At 68.3% G+C, this 15,758-nt stretch carries 16 protein-coding genes; 5 read left to right on the top strand and 11 right to left on the bottom strand.

Features of this window, described 5'->3' with window-relative positions; translation table 11 throughout:
- Nucleotides 1-7: 7 nt before the first annotated feature.
- The 5 genes from M2282_RS03690 to M2282_RS03670 all read right to left on the bottom strand — a co-directional run bounded on the left by M2282_RS03690 (nucleotide 8) and on the right by M2282_RS03670 (nucleotide 4,704).
- Nucleotides 8-1,240 (bottom strand): RNA polymerase sigma factor, encoded by a 1,233-nt coding sequence (locus M2282_RS03690; RefSeq protein ID WP_280807420.1) that lies wholly within the window; start codon nucleotides 1,238-1,240, stop codon nucleotides 8-10.
- Nucleotides 1,237-1,599, bottom strand: a complete 363-nt coding sequence (locus M2282_RS03685; protein WP_280807419.1) for a YciI family protein — start codon at nucleotides 1,597-1,599, stop codon at nucleotides 1,237-1,239. The genes M2282_RS03690 and M2282_RS03685 overlap by 4 nt, the downstream gene beginning before the upstream one ends.
- 156 nt (nucleotides 1,600-1,755) lie before the next feature.
- The gene (locus M2282_RS03680) at nucleotides 1,756-3,126 is read right to left on the bottom strand and encodes an NAD(P)H-dependent oxidoreductase (RefSeq protein WP_280807418.1); all 1,371 of its coding nucleotides are present in this window, start codon (nucleotides 3,124-3,126) and stop codon (nucleotides 1,756-1,758) included.
- 4 nt (nucleotides 3,127-3,130) lie between these two features.
- A complete protein-coding gene (locus M2282_RS03675) occupies nucleotides 3,131-4,006 on the bottom strand; it encodes a phytanoyl-CoA dioxygenase family protein (protein ID WP_280807417.1) in 876 nt (291 codons plus the stop codon).
- Entirely contained in the window at nucleotides 4,003-4,704 is a 702-nt protein-coding gene (locus tag M2282_RS03670) for a GntR family transcriptional regulator (RefSeq protein WP_280807416.1), read from the bottom strand. Before M2282_RS03670 ends, M2282_RS03675 begins: the two co-directional genes overlap by 4 nt.
- Before the next feature lie 115 nt (nucleotides 4,705-4,819).
- Between M2282_RS03670 and M2282_RS03665 the strand changes: the two genes are divergently transcribed.
- Nucleotides 4,820-5,776 carry a threo-3-hydroxy-L-aspartate ammonia-lyase gene (locus M2282_RS03665; protein WP_280807415.1) on the top strand — a complete coding sequence of 319 codons (957 nt, stop codon included), beginning with the start codon at nucleotides 4,820-4,822 and terminating at the stop codon, nucleotides 5,774-5,776.
- A gap of 6 nt (nucleotides 5,777-5,782) precedes the next feature.
- Here M2282_RS03665 and M2282_RS03660 read toward each other — a convergent pair whose 3' ends face one another.
- Together M2282_RS03660 and miaA are read right to left on the bottom strand one after the other, a co-directional pair.
- Complete coding sequence (locus tag M2282_RS03660; RefSeq protein WP_280807414.1) at nucleotides 5,783-6,433, bottom strand: ABC transporter ATP-binding protein; 651 nt, start codon at nucleotides 6,431-6,433, stop codon at nucleotides 5,783-5,785.
- Complete coding sequence (gene miaA, locus M2282_RS03655) at nucleotides 6,430-7,443, bottom strand: tRNA (adenosine(37)-N6)-dimethylallyltransferase MiaA (RefSeq protein WP_280807413.1); 1,014 nt, start codon at nucleotides 7,441-7,443, stop codon at nucleotides 6,430-6,432. Before miaA ends, M2282_RS03660 begins: the two co-directional genes overlap by 4 nt.
- A 306-nt stretch (nucleotides 7,444-7,749) precedes the next feature.
- On the opposite strand from miaA, the gene M2282_RS03650 reads away from it, so the two are divergent.
- Genes M2282_RS03650 through M2282_RS03640 form a run of 3 tightly spaced genes read left to right on the top strand, consistent with a single transcriptional unit; the run spans nucleotide 7,750 to nucleotide 10,861 of the window.
- The gene (locus M2282_RS03650) at nucleotides 7,750-8,091 is read left to right on the top strand and encodes a c-type cytochrome (RefSeq protein WP_280807412.1); all 342 of its coding nucleotides are present in this window, start codon (nucleotides 7,750-7,752) and stop codon (nucleotides 8,089-8,091) included.
- Nucleotides 8,092-8,128: 37 nt separating this feature from the next.
- Nucleotides 8,129-8,602: a (2Fe-2S)-binding protein gene (locus M2282_RS03645; RefSeq protein ID WP_280807411.1), complete on the top strand. Its 474-nt coding sequence runs from the start codon at nucleotides 8,129-8,131 to the stop codon at nucleotides 8,600-8,602.
- 12 nt (nucleotides 8,603-8,614) lie between these two features.
- Nucleotides 8,615-10,861: a xanthine dehydrogenase family protein molybdopterin-binding subunit gene (locus tag M2282_RS03640; protein WP_280807410.1), complete on the top strand. Its 2,247-nt coding sequence runs from the start codon at nucleotides 8,615-8,617 to the stop codon at nucleotides 10,859-10,861.
- Nucleotides 10,862-10,955: 94 nt separating this feature from the next.
- On the opposite strand, the gene M2282_RS03635 is transcribed toward M2282_RS03640, so the two are convergent.
- From M2282_RS03635 to M2282_RS03625, 3 genes are all read right to left on the bottom strand, one after another.
- Nucleotides 10,956-11,933: an alpha/beta hydrolase gene (locus M2282_RS03635; RefSeq protein WP_280807409.1), complete on the bottom strand. Its 978-nt coding sequence runs from the start codon at nucleotides 11,931-11,933 to the stop codon at nucleotides 10,956-10,958.
- A gap of 187 nt (nucleotides 11,934-12,120) precedes the next feature.
- Entirely contained in the window at nucleotides 12,121-14,019 is a 1,899-nt protein-coding gene (gene mutL / locus M2282_RS03630; protein ID WP_280807408.1) for a DNA mismatch repair endonuclease MutL, read from the bottom strand.
- 150 nt (nucleotides 14,020-14,169) lie between these two features.
- On the bottom strand, nucleotides 14,170-14,667 hold the full coding sequence (locus M2282_RS03625) for a GNAT family N-acetyltransferase (RefSeq protein WP_280807407.1): 498 nt from the start codon (nucleotides 14,665-14,667) through the stop codon (nucleotides 14,170-14,172).
- A gap of 49 nt (nucleotides 14,668-14,716) precedes the next feature.
- Here M2282_RS03625 and M2282_RS03620 point away from each other — a divergent pair, with 49 nt between their 5' ends.
- The gene (locus M2282_RS03620; protein WP_280807406.1) at nucleotides 14,717-15,379 is read left to right on the top strand and encodes a DedA family protein; all 663 of its coding nucleotides are present in this window, start codon (nucleotides 14,717-14,719) and stop codon (nucleotides 15,377-15,379) included.
- Between the two features lie 63 nt (nucleotides 15,380-15,442).
- Here M2282_RS03620 and M2282_RS03615 read toward each other — a convergent pair whose 3' ends face one another.
- Entirely contained in the window at nucleotides 15,443-15,727 is a 285-nt protein-coding gene (locus M2282_RS03615) for a glycine zipper domain-containing protein (protein WP_280807405.1), read from the bottom strand.
- Nucleotides 15,728-15,758: the final 31 nt, after the last annotated feature.

Genomic DNA, 15,758 nt, shown 5'->3' with positions numbered 1-15,758 from the left:
GCGCTCTTCAAAGCCGCTGCGACATCGCATTGAGATACGCCCGCACCGCCGCATTCGTGCTCAACCCGATGGCACGGTCATAGGCCTGGCGCGCCGCGGCACGCGCGCCGCCCGCCGCCAGCAGGTACGCGCGAGCCGCCCAGAACGGCTGGTAGCTCGCCACCTCGTCGGAAGGAATCGCTTCGAGCGCCCGCAGCCCGATCTCGGGTCCGCGCGCGTTCGCGAGTGCACACGCGCGGCTGACCTGCGCGCCGATGCTGGGGCGCAAGGCCAGCAGGCCTTCGTACAGCGACACCAGCACCTCGGGCGCCACCGGCGCGCCCACGCGGCGTTCGCAATGGGCCGACTGGATGGCGGCCTCCAGCTGGTAGGGGCCGAGGGATTTCTTCTCCGACGCCAGCCGCAGGCACCGTTCGGCCTCCGCGAGCAGGTCGGGGTTCCAGCGCAAGGTGTCCTGCTGGTCCAGCGGCACGTACGCACCGGTCTCGCTGCGCCGGGCCGCGGCGCGGCTTTCGCAGAAGAGCATCAGCGCGAGCAGCCCCAGCGGCTCGGGTTCGTCCGGCATCAGCTGGCAGAGGATGCGGCCCAGGTCGATGGCCTCGGCCGTGAGGCCGCGCGGCAGCGCATCGGCGCCGTCGACATCGTCCCAGCCGGTGCCGTAGGCGGCGTAGATGCCGTCGAGCACGTCCTGCAGCCGCTGCGGCAGGTCGCGAGCCTGCGGGTATTCGAAGGGAATGCCCGCCGCACGGATGCGCGCCTTGGCCCGCACCAGCCGCTGGCCGAGCGTGGAGGGCGCGGTGAGGAAGGCGCCGGCCATGCGGGCCGCGTCCAGGCCCAGCACGGTCTGCAGCATCAGCGGCGCGCGGGCCGCGGCGTCGATGGCTGGATGGGCGCAGACAAAAAGAAGGCGCAGCCGCTCGTCGGGCACGGCGGTGCCCTCGTTCGTGGCCTCGTCCATTTCACCGGCCAGCAGCAGCAGGGTCTGGGTGGCCTGGTCCTGCACGCGGGTGTGGCGCCAGGCGTCCAGCTTGCGGTGCCGGGCCACGCTCAGCAGCCAGGCGTCGGGCTGCGCCGGAATGCCATCGGCCGGCCAGCGCTCCAGCGCGCGCGCGAAGGCATCGGCGAGCGCGTCTTCCGAGGCGGCGATGTCGTGCGTGCGCGCCGACAGGATCGCCAGCAGCCGGCCGTACGACTCGCGCGCCGCCTTTTCGGCGGCCTGGTGCGCCGCCGGGTCGGTCACGATGCCGCTGCCGTGGCCATGAAGACCGGCCGCACCTCCACGCCTCCGCTGGACGCGCAGGGCGCGCGCGCCGCCCATTCGAGCGCGGCATCCAGGTCGGGCACGTCCACCACGAAGTAGCCGCCCAGCTGCTCCTTGGTGTCGGCGAAGGGGCCGTCCTGCACCTGGCGCTTGTCGCCGCGCACGCGCAGGCTGGTGCCGGTCATGGGCGGAAAGAGGCCGTGGCCGCCGAGCGAGATGCCCGACTGGCGCACCGCATCGGCATACGCGATCCAGCTGGACCTGTAGGCCTCTGAGGATGCGTCGTCGCGTTGTTCGAATTCGGCCGCGGGCTGATAGAACATCAACATGTACTGCATGGTGTCTCTCCGTGAAGGAAAAGCTTGCCGAGCAAGATCGCTCACCACAATGACGGCCCGCCGCCGGTCATTTCGACACGGGAGCCCCCGTGTCGTGCAGATTATTTTTTACGCGAAAGACGTTTGGCGCAATGGTTGCGCTACCTACTCCTTTAGTTAGGCTGCCTTGGGCTCTTCAAGCCGGATGGACGATGCGAACATCGTTTCCATCTCGCTGCGCAGCCGGTAAGCGGCGGTCGAGGTGTCGATCGCCACGTCGGCCCAGCCGAGGCTCTGGCCCTTCTTCACGGGGCGGATCAGCTTCACGTTGTGCGCCAGACCCAGCGGCAGGCCGCCCAGGCGCAGCGAGCGCTCGGCCGGCAGCAGCTTGCCCCACACGGTGTAGCCGCCTTCGCCGTCGAGCATCTCGCCCGCGGCAAGGTCGCGCTTGGCGGTGGCGACCACGTCGGCGTTCCAGCAGGTGGCCACGCCCGTCGCTTCGCCGCGCAGCGCGACGCTCGCGACCGACATGCCGACTTCCAGCCCGATGAGGTGCCAGCGCTTGTAGAGCGTGAAGTAGCGCCCGCTCGGGTCGGTATGCGCGTTGTATTCCTCGAAGCAGTTCTTGATGTAGTCGGTCTCGGCCTCGACCGTGACCCACACGCCCATGCGGATGTCGTACGGAATCTTGCGTCCGTCGGCTTCCAGCGAGGAGACCACCTCGACCATGCCCTTGCGCTCCAGCACGCCGCCTTCGCTGCGCGGGCGGGTGACGAAGGGAATGTCTTCCACGCTCGCGGGCGGGTAGAGCAGGCCGTCCGACGGCACGGTGAGCCCCGTGGCGTTGGCCACCGCCGAGCTTTCGATCGACGGCTTGGAGCCATCGAGAAAGCTGTTGAACATCTTTGGGTTGAGTCCGCCGCGCAGCGCCTGCTCGGGCGTGAGGCCGTAATTGGCCCACACCGTCTCGGGCGTCGATTCGGTGAAGTGCGGCAGCCACTTGTGGCCACGCCCGGCCGCCACCACCGGAAAGCCGCATGTGCGCGCCCAGTCCACGAGGTCGCAGATCAGCGCTGGCTGGTCGCCGAAGGCCAGCGAATAGATCACACCGGCCTGCTGCGCCCTGTGCGCGAGCAGCGGGCCGCAGAAGGCATCGGCCTCCACCGTCACGTTGACCACGTGCTTGCCGTGCGCGAAGGCATCGAGGCAATGGTCCACGGCCGCGACCGGGTTGCCGGTGCACTCGACCACGATGTCGATGGAGGGTTCGCGCGTCACCGCCTGCCAGTCGTCGGTGATCCAGGTGGTGCCGGTCTTGATGGCCTCCTGCACCGAACCTGCGGCGGCGCGGCCCGGCGCCCAGCCCACGCGTTCGAGGTTGACGCGCGCCGCATCGGGCGAGAGGTCGGCAATCGCGACCAGCTGCACGCCGGGCGTGCGCGGAATCTGCGCAAGGTACATCGAGCCGAACTTGCCGGCGCCGATCAGGCCGATGCGGATGGGGCGGCCTTCGGCGGCGCGCTGCTGCAGGCGGGTGTAGAGGCTCATGGGATCAGGCCTCCGCGGTGTCGCGCACTTCGAGCGAGGTCTGCAGGGCGCTCTCGGGCAGGCCGTTCTTCCACGGCACGTCGACCGGGTAGGGCTTCAGCAGGCAGTCGTCGGGCAGCATCTCGATGGGCGTGAAGTCCCGGTGCGCGATGTACTCGGGCCGCTTGTGGCGGCGGATGTGGTTGCTGACAGCGCACAGGCTCAGGTACACCGCCACGCGGTTGAACGGCGAGAGGTTGCTGCCCGAGGCGTGCACGAGGCAGCTGTGAAACAGGATCATCGAGCCGGCCGGGCCCTTGGGCGAGACGATGCCGCCGTGCTTGCCGCCCGCGCGGTCGACGAGTTGTGCGATCAGGTCGTTGTCGACGGTCCAGAGCGGGTAGCTGGTCGTCGTGAGGTCATGCTTCGCATCCACCACGCCCTTGCGGTGGCTGCCCGGAATGAACATCAGCGGGCCGTTGTGTTCGTTCACGTCGTCCAGAAAAATCGCCACGTTCATCGCGCGCTCGGTGGGCATCAGGTCGTCGTTGAGCCAGGTGCCGTAGTCCTGGTGCCACTGCCACACCTGGCCCTCGAAGGCCATCTTTCCATTGATCTTGAACTGGTGCATGTAGACCTCTTCCTCGAAGAGGTCCATCACCGGGCCGACCATGCGCGGATGGCGTGCGAGACGGGCGAAGGGCTCGCTGATCAGGTGCGCGGCGAAGTTCGTGCGCACGGCGTCGGAGCCTTTCTCGCGCACGTTGAAAGCCTCGCGCTTGCTGTAGAGATCGGGTACCGCATCGGTCAGCGTCTTCGTCTCCTCGGGCGAGAAATGGCCGGGGAAGAACAGGTAGCCGTCGCGCTCGAACTGCGCGCGTTGCTCGGGGGTCAACTTCATGCCTTGTCTCCTTTGTGGGTGGGCGTGGGTGCGTTGCGGGCCTGCTGCTCGGCCAGCCGCCGGGCCAATGCCTCGCTGGCCTGCGCGACGTGCTCTTCGCTCAGGCGCGCGGCGCGGTCTGCGTTGCCTGCGGCGATGGCGTTGGCGATGGCTTCGTGCTCGTCCCACAGCGATTCGCGCTGGGGCTCGGCCTGCAGCACCGCACCCATCGCGCGGCGCAGGTGGCGCCAGTGCGGGTCGGCGCTCTGGCCGATCAGCGGGTTGCCCGAGGCGTCGTAGATCGCGCGGTGAAAGGCCACGTCGGCATCGATCATGGCTTCGACATTGCGCCCGCGCGCGGCACGCCGCCCGCGCTCGATGAGCTTGGGGTCGATGCGAAAGCGCTTCTGTGCCGCGAGCCGCGCGGCCAGCACGTCGAGCGCGCCGCGCACCTGGTAGATCCTCTGCATGGCGTCGGCATCGAGCGGCGCCACCAGCACGCCGCGGCCAGGCGCGTCGTGCACGAAGCCGTCTTTCTTGAGCAGGCGCAGCGCCTGCAGAACGGGCTGGCGCGACACCGAGAGGCGCTGCGCGATGTCTTCCTGCGTGATGCGCTCGCCCGGCGCCAGCGAGCCGCTGCTGATGGCGCCCAGCAGGGCGCGGTAGACCTGGTCTACGAGGTCAGGGGCAATTTCGATGCTGACGAGCTGGGCGGGCATGGGCGGCTTTCTTCTGAACTCTGTATACAGAGTACGGATTTCGGCGCCGCCGCACCTACCGGGTTTTTACCCATGAGGGCTGCAAAAGAACGTAAGCCCCCGCTAAGCTCGACCCATGCAACTCCCTACCTACGACGACGTCACCGCCGCGGCCGCGCGGCTCGAAGGCCATGCCCACCGCACGCCGGTGCTGCAATCGACCACTGCGAACGAACGCTGGGGCGCGCAGTTCTTCTTCAAGTGCGAGAACTTCCAGCGCATGGGCGCATTCAAGTTCCGCGGCGCGTTCAACGCGCTTTCCAGGTTCGATGCCGCGCAGCGCAAGGGCGGCGTGATCGCTTTCTCGTCGGGCAACCACGCACAGGCGATTGCGCTCTCGGCGCGGCTCCTGTCGATGCCCGCCGTGATCGTCATGCCCAAGGACGCGCCGGCCGCCAAGGTCGCGGCCACCAAGGGCTACGGCGCCGAAGTCGTCCTGTACGACCGCTTCACCGAAGACCGCGAAGCGGTCACCAGGCAACTGGCGCAGGAACGCGGCATGACGATGATTCCGCCCTACGACCATCCCGATGTGCTGTCGGGCCAGGGCACGGCGGTGAAGGAATTGATCGAGGAGACCGGCCCGCTCGACCACCTGTTCGTGTGCCTGGGCGGCGGCGGGTTGCTGTCGGGCTCGGCGCTCTCGGCGCGTGCGCTGTCGCCCGATTGCAAGGTCTACGGCGTGGAACCCGAGGCGGGCAACGACGGGCAGCAGTCTTTCCGCAGCGGAAAGATCGTGCACATCGAAACGCCCAAGACCATCGCCGATGGCGCGCAAACGCAGCATCTGGGTGAGTACACCTTCGGCATCATCCGGCGCGATGTGGACGACATCTTCACCGTGACCGACGATCAGCTCGTCGAGGCGATGCGCTTCTTTGCCGAGCGCATGAAGATGGTGGTGGAGCCGACGGGGTGCCTTGCGTTCGCAGGCGCCATTGCTGCGGGACAGGCCATCGCTGGCAAGCGCGTGGGCATCGTGATCAGCGGCGGCAACGTCGACCTGTCGCGCTACGCGGCGCTGCTCGCGTAAATCTCTTCAGGCGCGGATGCCTGCTGCCGTCAGGTGCAGCAGGCGGTCCGCACGTGCCGCCGCGCTCTCGGAGTGCGTCACCAGCACGAGCGAGGCGCCGTGCTCGCGCGTCTGGCCGATCAGCAGTTCCATCACCTTCGCCGCGGTGGTCGGGTCGAGGTTGCCCGTGGGCTCGTCGGCGAGCAGCAGGGCGGGCCGGTGCACGAGCGCACGCGCGATCGCCACGCGCTGAAGCTGGCCGCCCGAGAGCGTCTGCGGCAGCCGCGCACCCATGCCGGGCAGGCCGACCGCATCGAGCATGTGCGCGACGCGGCCGTCGTCTTTCTTCTGGCCCAGCAACATGAGCGGCAGCGACACGTTCTGCGCCACGTCCAGGTGCGGCAGCACATGGAAGGCCTGGAACACGAAGCCGACGTGCTTGCGGCGCCAGAGGGCGCAGGCTTCGCCGTCGAGCGCGCCGATGTCGGTGCCGTCGTGCGTCACCGTGCCCTGGTCCCAGCTGTCCAGGCCTGCCATGCAGTTGAGCAGCGTCGACTTGCCCACGCCCGATTCGCCCACGATCGCGACGAACTCGCCGGATTGGACGTCCAGCGTCACGTTCTCGAAGACCGGTGCTTCGCCGTAGTGCTTGCCGAGGTTGGAAATGCGCAGCGTCATTCGGGTCGGGTGGTCTTTGAAATCAGTTGGACGGCGGTTTGCACCGCATCGGGCGCATCGCAGGCGATCACGATGCGCTGCGGCATGCTGCGCAGCCAGGTGATCTGCCGCTTGGCGAGTTGGCGCGTGGCGGCGATGCCGCGCTCGCGCAGGTCACCCATGGCCCTGGCATCGGGCGCGGAGGTGCCGCAGGCATCGAGCATTTCCCACGCCTGCCGGTAGCCGACGCAGCGCATCGAGGGCAGGTCGGTCGAGAGGTCGCCGCGCGCGCGCAACGCCCGTACTTCATCGAGGAAACCGGCGGCGAGCATCGCGTCGAAGCGATCGGCGATGCGCGCATGCAGCCAAGCGCGGTCGGTGGGTTCGAGCGAGAAGAGCACGCCGCCTTCCACGGCCTTCGCGGTCTTGTTGTCGCTGGCGTGAAAGCTCGACAGCGGCTGGCCGCTGCTCTCCCACACCTCGAGTGCGCGCTGGATGCGCTGGCTGTCTTGTGGCGCGAGGCGCGCGGCCGTGACGGGGTCCACTTCGGCGAGCCGCGCATGCATCGCGGGCCAGCCCAACTCGGCGGCTTGCGCATCGATGCGCGCGCGCACCGCGGCATCGGCTGCGGGCATTGCATCGATGCCGTCGAACAGCGCCTTGAAGTACAGCATCGTGCCGCCCACCAGCAGCGGCAATGCGCCGCGCGCGCTGATCTCGTCGATGAGCCGCGTCGCATCGGCTACGAAGGCGGCGGCGCTGTAGCTCTCGCGAGGGTCGAGGATGTCGATCAGATGATGGGGAACGGCCGCTTGTTCGGCCGCCGTGGGCTTGGCGGTGCCGATGTCCATGTCGCGATAGACGAGCGCTGAATCGACCGAGACGATCTCGACCGGCTGCAGCCGCGCAAGGGCCAGTGCGGCGGCCGTCTTGCCCGATGCAGTGGGGCCGGCGAGCGCGACGTATCGCGGCGCAGCGGCGGGCGCGGCCGGGAGAGCGGCCTCGGCGGCCGGTGCGGTGCGGGGAAACATGATGCGCCGAGGGTAGCAAATGGCGCATGCCGGTCCGCAGGCCGGGGCGGCTCAGGCCGGCGGTGCCGCTTCCATCTGAGGTGAAACCTTTCGAATGACGCGAATGAAAAAGTCCAGCTCGCGCACGTCGTTCGCCGCGCGTTTCCGGCGCAGTCTCGGAGTTTCAGGCAAGAACGCGCGCGAATCAGGCAAACGGCGGACGGGCCTTCGTCCGACACTGGCCGGCGATGTGCCGGCCAGCACGTGCTGTCATGCGCCGAGGGCCATCCGTTGAATCCGACAAATCATTTTTCCCACGATCCCACGATGAAAACAGAGAAGACCGCCTCCATCACCGCCTCCCTCGCGATGGTCCTGGGCCTGGCCGCAGGCGCCGTGTGGCCGCAGCACGCCGCCGCCAGCCTGGCGCTGGCGCAGAAGTATTCGTGCGTTGCCTGCCACCAGCCCGCCGCCAAGGTGGTGGGCCCGTCCTGGAAGGACATTGGCGCGAAATACGGCGACGGCAAGGGCACGGCCGCGCAACTGGCCGCCAGCATCAAGGCCGGCAGTTCGGGCAAGTGGGGCGCGATGCCGATGCCGCCGCAGGCCCAGGTTCCCGATGCGGACCTGCAGGCGCTCGCGCAATGGCTGCTCGACGGCGCCAAGTAAACAGATTCCACCCAACCCACCCACGGAGAAAAAGAACATGAGTGCACTCCACGTCAATGGCCGCGAACACACGGTCGATGCCGATCCCGGCACCCCCATCCTCTGGGCCCTGCGCGACACGCTGGGCATGACCGGCACCAAGTTCGGCTGCGGCGCCGCGCTGTGCGGTGCCTGCACGGTGCACCTGGACGGGCAGGCGATCCGCTCCTGCATCACGCCCATCTCTGCCGCAGAAGGCAAGAAGATCACCACCATCGAAGCCACCACGGACGGCAGCGACCGCGTCGGCGCATCCGTGCACGCCGCATGGGTCAAGCACGACGTGGCGCAGTGCGGCTACTGCCAGAGCGGGCAGATCATGAGTGCGACCGCGTTCCTGAAGTCGCTGCCCGCGGGCAAGCAGCCCACCGTGGACGAGATCGATTCGGCCATGGCCGGCAACATCTGCCGCTGCGGCACCTATGTGCGCATTCGCGCCGCCGTGGCCGATGCGGCCCGCAACCTCGCCTAAGGAGCCGCCACCATGCTGCCCAACATCGACTACAACGACCTGCCGCGCGCGCTGCAGCGGCTGATGGCGCAACCGTCGGCCGACGAGACGGCCACGCTGCCGCGCCGCAGCTTCCTCAAGATGGCCGGCGCCGGCGGGCTCGTGCTCGGCGCCTTTCCTCATCTGGCCATGGCGCAGGCCGACGGTGCGAAGCCGCCCGTCGGCGGCCTCAAGCCGACGCAGCAGCCTTCGGCCTTCGTGCAGATCGCGCCCAACGGCGAAGTCATGGTGACCATCAACCGCCTCGAGTTCGGCCAGGGCGTGCAGACCGGCCTGCCGATGATCCTCGCCGAGGAGCTGGACGCCGACTGGGCCCTGGTGCGCAGCCGCAGCGGCACCAACGATGCCGCGTATGCCGACCCGCTCTTCGGCATCCACCTGACCGGCGGCTCGAACACGATCAAGAACAGCTTCACGCAGTACCGCGAACTGGGCGCGCGCGCCCGGGCCATGTTGATGTCGGCCGCGGCGGCGCGCTGGAAGGTCGACGTCGCCACGCTGCGCACGCAGGCCGGCACGGTGATCGGCCCCGGCGGGCGCAAGGCGGGCTACGGCGAGCTGGCCGAGGCGGCCATGGCCTTGCCGGTGCCCGAGAAGGTGGTGCTGAAAGACCCGAAGGACTTCCGCATCATCGGCCGCGCGACCACGCGCCTGGACGCGCGCGCCAAGAGCAGCGGTCGCCAGGACTTCGGCATCGACGTGCGGCAACCCGGCCAGCTTACGGCGGTGGTGGCCCATCCGCCGGTGTTCGGCGCCCGCCTGACCTCGGTGGACGACAGCGCCGCGCGCGCCGTCAAGGGCGTGAAGGCCGTGCTGCGCATTCCGCTGGACCGCGGCGCCGAAGGCGTGGCCGTGGTGGCCGATGGCTACTGGCCGGCGAAGCTGGGCCGCGACGCGCTGAAGCTGGAATGGAACACGTCCGCCGTGGAAAAGGTGGACAGCGACAAGCAATTGGTCCAGTACCGCGAGCTGGCCGGCCGCCCCGGCAATCGCAAGTTCGACGCCGACATGGCGCCGCTGGCCAATGCGCCGCGCAAGCTCGAGGCCGAATTCGTGTTTCCGTACCTCGCGCACGCAGCGATGGAGCCGATCAACTGCACCGTGAAGCTGTCGGATGGCGGCGCCGAGCTGTGGGTCGGCACCCAGTCCGCCGACCTCGACGGGCAGGCCGCGGCGCGCACGCTGAAGCTCAAGCCCGAGCAGGTCAAGGTGAACGTGCAGATGGCGGGCGGCGGCTTCGGCCGGCGCTTCGTGGGCTCCAGCGACTTCGTCGTCGAGGCCTGCGAGATCGCCAAGGCCGCGCGCACCGCCGGCCTCGATGCACCCGTGCGCCTGCTGTGGAGCCGCGAAGACGACATCAAGGGCGGCTACTACCGCCCGATGCACCTGCACCGCGCAAGCATCGGCTTCGATGAGCGCGGCAAGATCCTCGCGTGGGACCACGTCATCGTGGGCCAATCCATCCTCGCCGGCACGGTGTTCGCCGGCATGATGGTGAAGGACGGCATCGACGCCACGGCCGTGGAGGGCATGCGCGATCCGTACCCTGTCCCGATGCGCCTGACGGTGCACCACCCGCAGGTCAACGTGCCGGTGCTGTGGTGGCGCAGCGTGGGCTCCACCCACACCGCCTTCGTGATGGAGACGCTGATCGACGAGATCGCACGCAGCACGAAGCAGGACCCGGTGGCCTACCGCATGCAGCTCTTCGGCGACAAGCATCCGCGCCATCGCGCCGCGCTGCAGCTGGCCGTGGACAAGAGCGGCTACGGCAAGAAGAAGCTGGCGGACGGCCGTGCCTGGGGCGTGGCCGTGCACGAGTCCTTCGAATCGGTGGTGGCCTATGTGGTGGAAGCTTCGGTCAAGGACGGCCAGCCGGTGCTGCACCGCGTGACCAGCGGCGTGCACTGCAACCTGGCCGTCAACCCGCGCAGCGTGGAAGCGCAGGTGCAGGGCGCGGCGGTGATGGGGCTGTCGACCTGCCTGGCCGGCAGCGCGATCACGTTGAAGGACGGTGTCGTGCAGCAGGGAAATTTCGGCGACTTCACCGTGGCCCGCATCACCCAGGTGCCGGAGTTCGACATCCATATCGTGCCCAGCGCCGATGCGCCCAAGGGAATGGGGGAGCCCGGCCTGCCGCCGCTGGCGCCCGCGTTCGCCAATGCCATCGCGCAGCTGACGGGCAAGCCTCTGCGGCAACTGCCGTTCAACCTGGCTTGAACTACACCGTTCGGGCTGAGCCTGTCGAAGCCTCGCGCAGCGCTTCGATAGGCTCAGCGTGAACGGACCGGGCCGACGGACAACGAATCGGGCTTCAGATCGCCGCGGGCACGCTGCTCGCGCGCGCTTCGCCGCGCACGTCCTGCGGCGCCACCGCGGGCGGCAATGGCAGCGCCAGCGAGGGCGGCGACAGCTTCGGCTGGTTGCGCGCCACCATGGTGTCGGGCTTCATGCGGAACAGCTGCGTGAGCGCCGCGCGGTACTGCGCCTCGCCCACCGAATTGGTGTTGTGGTGCGAGCCGCCCTCGACCAGAACGAACAGCTTGGGCACGGTGGCCGCGTCATAGAGCTTGCGGCCCAGCGTCGGGTTGATCAGGCTGTCGGCCGTGCCATGCACCACCAGCAGCGGCGCGCCGATGTCCTTGACGGTGTTGATGGCCTCGAAGCGCTGCGTGATGAGGGGGCTGAAGGGCAGCCAGCCCCACTTGAAGCCGCTCACCACATCGGCGATGGAGGTGAAGGTGCTCTCCACGATGGTGCCGCTCTCGTCGTTCACATGCGCCGCCAGGTCGATGCCGATGGCGCCGCCCAGCGAGTGGCCGAAGATGTAGCGGTGTTGCTTCGGATGGCGTGCGGCCAGCCAGGTCCAGGCGGCGCGGGCGTCTTCCCGGGCCGATTCTTCCGAAGGCAGGCCCTTGGAGCTCTTGCCGAAGCCGCGGTAGTCGATGGCCAAGACCGAGAAGCCCAGCTCGTGCATGCGCTGGATGCGCGGGGCCGAGCCGGCCACGTTGTAGCGGGCGCCATGCAGGTACAGCAGCACCGGGGTCTCGGTGGTTTCGGGGGCGCCGCCCAGCCACAGGCCGTGCAGGCGCGCGGGTTCGCCGGTGATGGAGGACTGGAAATCGATCCAGACGTCCTCCATGCCCTGGGTCATGGTGGCGGTGTTGCCCCAGCTGCGGTCGCTGGGTTGGAAGATCCATTCGCGCTGTTGTTCGTCGAACGTGGAGCAACCGGCAGCGAGCAGGGCGCAAAGCGAGAGGACAGACGCGAGGAGGGTCCAGCGTTTCATCATGGGGTTGAGGGACAGCGATGCCGGCCGAAAGTTTCATCCACTTTCACCACGACGCGCCGGCGTTGCGCCTTGGTAACCCCCTGAAACAGCGCTCGACGGCGCTTTGTGGAGACCATGCAACGTGCGTGCCCGGTCAATGGATGACCGTCCAAAACCCTCGAAAACCCTGAAAAAGGCGCCGATCCGGCTACCTGCCGCGCATGAACAGCGCGTCGAGCTCGCGAATCGACAGCTGCCGCCAGGTCGGTCGGCCGTGGTTGCACTGGTCCGAACGCTCGGTCGCCTCCATCTGGCGTAACAGTGCGTTCATCTCGTCGATGGTGAGCTTCCGGTTGGCCCGCACGGCGCCATGGCAGGCCATGGTGGACAGCAATTCGTTCTGGGCGCGCTGCACCACGGTGCTGGCGTCGTGCTGGCCCAGTTCGGCCAGCACGCTGCGTGCCAGCTCGACGGGGTCGCCGTCGGCCAGCGTGCCGGGCACGGCGCGCACCGCGAGCGTGCGTGCCGAAAAAGCGGTGATCTCCAGCCCCAGCGTGGGCAGCACCTCGGCGCAGGCCTCGGCCGTGGCCACTTCCTGCGGCGTGGCCGCGAAGGTGGCTGGAATGAGCAGCGGCTGGCTGGTGATGGCGGCGCCGTCGAGCTGCGTCTTGAGCCGCTCGTAGACGATGCGCTCGTGGGCGGCATGCATGTCGACCACGATCAGGCCCTGAGTGTTCTCGGCCAGGATGTAGATGCCCTGCAACTGGGCCAGCGCGCGGCCCAGGGGCCAGGCTTCTTCGTTGGTGGCAGCGGGAGCCGCGGGGTTTTCCTCCGGGCTCGCAGGCAGCCCCACCGGTGCCCGGAACGCCATCGGCGCCGCGCCCGTCAGGGGCCAGTGCGAAGGCGTGGAATCGGGCGCGTGCCCGAGTTCGTCGGTGCGGTGCGGCCACATGGCTTCGAAATCGCCCGCGCCGCGCTCCCGGACCGCGAAATTCATGGCCGGCTGCGACCAGCTCGCGCTCTCCGGCAGCGCGGTTTCCTTGAAAAAGGGCTGCGGCGGACCGGAAGGCGCCTCGGCGTCCCCGGCGCGCGGCGCGGCCAGCGCATCCTCGATCGCATGGCGCACCGCCTGGTGCACCTCGCGACCATCGCGAAAGCGCACTTCGATCTTGGTCGGGTGCACGTTCACATCGACGCGCGACGGGTCGATCTCGAGGTAAAGCGCATAGATCGGCTGGCGCTGGCCGTGCAGCACGTCTTCATAAGCGCTGCGCACTGCGTGCGAGAGCACCTTGTCGCGCACGAAGCGGCCGTTGACATAGAAGAACTGCTGGTCGCCGCGCGAGCGCGCCGCATCGGGGATGCCGGCGCGGCCGACCACGCGCACCACGCCGCCCACATGCGAGACGGCCACGCTCCTGGCCACGAAGTCGTCGCTGAGCGCATCGGCCAGCCGCTGCTCGCGCACGTCGGCAGCGCGCCATTGCTCGACCAGCTTGCCGTCGTGCCACACCGAGAAGCCGACCTCGGGCCGCGCCAGTGCGTGGCGGCGCACCGCCTCGATGCAGTGGGCCAGCTCGGTGGCATCGGTCTTCAGAAACTTGCGGCGCGCCGGCGTTGCAAAAAAGAGTTCGCGCACCTCGACGGTCGTGCCGACCGAGCGCGCCACCGGCCGCAGTTCGCCGGTGCGGCCATCGAGCGCGAAGGCGCTGTCGGCGCCGGTGAAGCGGGAAAGGATGCTGAGTTCGGCAATCGCGTTGATGGCCGCGAGCGCCTCGCCGCGAAAGCCCATGGTGCCGACCGTCTCCAAGTCGTCCAGGCTCGCGATCTTGCTGGTGGCGTGGCGGCGCAGCGCCACGGTGAGTTCTTCGCGCGGAATGCCCAGGCCGTCGTCTTCTACCGAGATCAACCGCACACCGCCCGACGCGAGCCGCACCGTGACCTGGCTTGCGCCGGCGTCCAGCGCGTTGTCGAGCAGCTCGCGCACCACCGAGGCCGGCCGCTCGACCACTTCGCCGGCGGCGATCTGGCTGATCAGCTCGTCGGGCAGTTCGCGGATCGGGCGGCGGGGGGCGGTGGGGGGGATGGAGGAGGGGAGTGCACTCACCGGGGCATTCTAGAAGCGGGGCCCAAATCCCGGCCCTGTACGGGGCACCGGTGTATCGGGCGGCGCTGATACGGCCCCTCAACCGGACTCATCGGCGCCTGCGAAGGCCTTCACCTGCCGCGCAGAACCGCAACCATGCCGCGCCGGTGCTCACGTAATCCGCAACTGCTTGTACATGACGAAGGCATCCACGAAGCCATGCTGCGGATGCCGGAAGGCACCCGGCAGGGTGCCGACGATGGCGAAGCCCATCCGCTGCCAGAGCCGCACCGCGCGCTCGTTGGTGGACACGACGAAGTTGAACTGCATCGCCAGAAAGCCCATGCGCAGGGCCTGCTGCTGCGAGTGTTCGCACAGCGCCGAGGCCACGCCCAGACCACGCGCGGCCTCGGAGACCACGTAGCCGCAGTTGCTCACATGCGCGCCCTGGCCGGGCTGGTTGGGCTTGATGACGTAGGTGCCGAGCACGGTGCCCTGCTCGTCGCACGCAATGAAGGTGGCAGTGGGAACCTGGGTCCACGACTGACGCGCCTCGTCTTCTGTCACGTCGGTGGCGAAGGTGTAGGTGTCGCCGCGGCGGAACGTCGGTTCGAGGATGGCCCAGATGGCGGGCCAGTCCGCATCCAGGGCTTCGCGTATGTGGATCATGGGGTGATTCGAAAGGGACTCAAGACCTCAACAAGGATAATCCGCGGCCATGGAAATCATCAGCTATCTCATCGACTTCATCCTTCACGTCGACAAGCATCTCGAGGCCTTCGTCATCGCCTACGGCCCCTGGGTCTATGCGCTGCTCTTCCTGATCGTCTTCGTGGAGACCGGCGCGGTGGTGATGCCGTTCCTGCCGGGCGATTCGCTGCTCTTCATCGTCGGCGCGCTGTGCGGCGTGGGGCTCATGAACTTTCCGCTGGCCTGCGGCATCCTGATCGCCGCGGCCATCCTCGGGGACCAGACCAACTATTCGATCGGCCGCTACTTCGGGCCGAAGGTCTTCCAGTGGGAGAACTCGCGCTTCTTCAACCGCAAGGCCTTCGACCAGGCGCACAGCTTCTACGAGCGCTATGGCGGCATCACCATCATCCTTGCGCGCTTCATGCCCTTCATCCGCACCTTCGCCCCGTTCGTGGCGGGCGTGGCGGAAATGAGCCGCGCGAAGTTCACCATGTACAACGTCGTGGGCGCGCTGATCTGGGTGCTGGGCATCGCGACCGCAGGCTACTTCTTCGGCAACCTGCCGTTCGTGCGGCAGCACCTGGACAAGATCATCTGGGCGCTGATCTTCGTGCCCGGGCTGCTTGCAATCTTCGGGGCGTGGCGCGCCTCGAAGGCAGAGAAGGCACGGGCCGCCGCACAGGCCTGAGGCCGTTTCGTCCGCTCAAGAAAAAACGCGCCGGCGGCGCGTTTTTTTCATTCAGCAGGCCGATCAGTAGTTCGGGCCGTTGCCAGGGTAGTAGCCGCTGCCTTGCGGATAGCGCTGGCGGTTGTAGTTCCGCTCGTCGGCATTGCGGCCGACCTGGTTGCCGATGATGCCGCCGATGGCTGCACCACCCACAGTGCTGGCCGTGTTGCCGCCGATGGCATTGCCCACCAGCGCACCGCCGACCGCACCGACGCCAGTACCGAGGTTCTGGTTGGGGCCGCTTGCGCAACCCGCAATCGCCATGACCGAAGTGGCTGCAGCTGCAGCGATCCAGAGACGTGTCTTCATGATGTGCCCTTTCGAGGAGTGATGGTTCATC

The organism is Variovorax boronicumulans, from assembly GCF_029892485.1.
Classification (GTDB): Bacteria; Pseudomonadota; Gammaproteobacteria; order Burkholderiales; family Burkholderiaceae_C; genus Variovorax; species Variovorax boronicumulans_B.
This window is presented reverse-complemented; position numbering and strand designations above follow the sequence as displayed.

Bases quoted from the DNA above. Each gene is read 5' to 3' on its own strand.
- M2282_RS03685 (WP_280807419.1), bottom strand. From the start codon at position 1,599: ATGCAGTACATGTTGATGTTCTATCAGCCCGCGGCCGAATTCGAACAA.
- M2282_RS03680 (WP_280807418.1), bottom strand. From the start codon at position 3,126: ATGAGCCTCTACACCCGCCTGCAGCAGCGCGCCGCCGAAGGCCGCCCC.
- M2282_RS03675 (WP_280807417.1), bottom strand. From the start codon at position 4,006: ATGAAGTTGACCCCCGAGCAACGCGCGCAGTTCGAGCGCGACGGCTAC.
- M2282_RS03670 (WP_280807416.1), bottom strand. From the start codon at position 4,704: ATGCCCGCCCAGCTCGTCAGCATCGAAATTGCCCCTGACCTCGTAGAC.
- M2282_RS03665 (WP_280807415.1), top strand. From the start codon at position 4,820: ATGCAACTCCCTACCTACGACGACGTCACCGCCGCGGCCGCGCGGCTC.
- M2282_RS03660 (WP_280807414.1), bottom strand. From the start codon at position 6,433: ATGACGCTGCGCATTTCCAACCTCGGCAAGCACTACGGCGAAGCACCG.
- miaA (WP_280807413.1), bottom strand. From the start codon at position 7,443: ATGTTTCCCCGCACCGCACCGGCCGCCGAGGCCGCTCTCCCGGCCGCG.
- M2282_RS03650 (WP_280807412.1), top strand. From the start codon at position 7,750: ATGAAAACAGAGAAGACCGCCTCCATCACCGCCTCCCTCGCGATGGTC.
- M2282_RS03645 (WP_280807411.1), top strand. From the start codon at position 8,129: ATGAGTGCACTCCACGTCAATGGCCGCGAACACACGGTCGATGCCGAT.
- M2282_RS03640 (WP_280807410.1), top strand. From the start codon at position 8,615: ATGCTGCCCAACATCGACTACAACGACCTGCCGCGCGCGCTGCAGCGG.
- M2282_RS03635 (WP_280807409.1), bottom strand. From the start codon at position 11,933: ATGATGAAACGCTGGACCCTCCTCGCGTCTGTCCTCTCGCTTTGCGCC.
- M2282_RS03625 (WP_280807407.1), bottom strand. From the start codon at position 14,667: ATGATCCACATACGCGAAGCCCTGGATGCGGACTGGCCCGCCATCTGG.
- M2282_RS03620 (WP_280807406.1), top strand. From the start codon at position 14,717: ATGGAAATCATCAGCTATCTCATCGACTTCATCCTTCACGTCGACAAG.
- M2282_RS03615 (WP_280807405.1), bottom strand. From the start codon at position 15,727: ATGAAGACACGTCTCTGGATCGCTGCAGCTGCAGCCACTTCGGTCATG.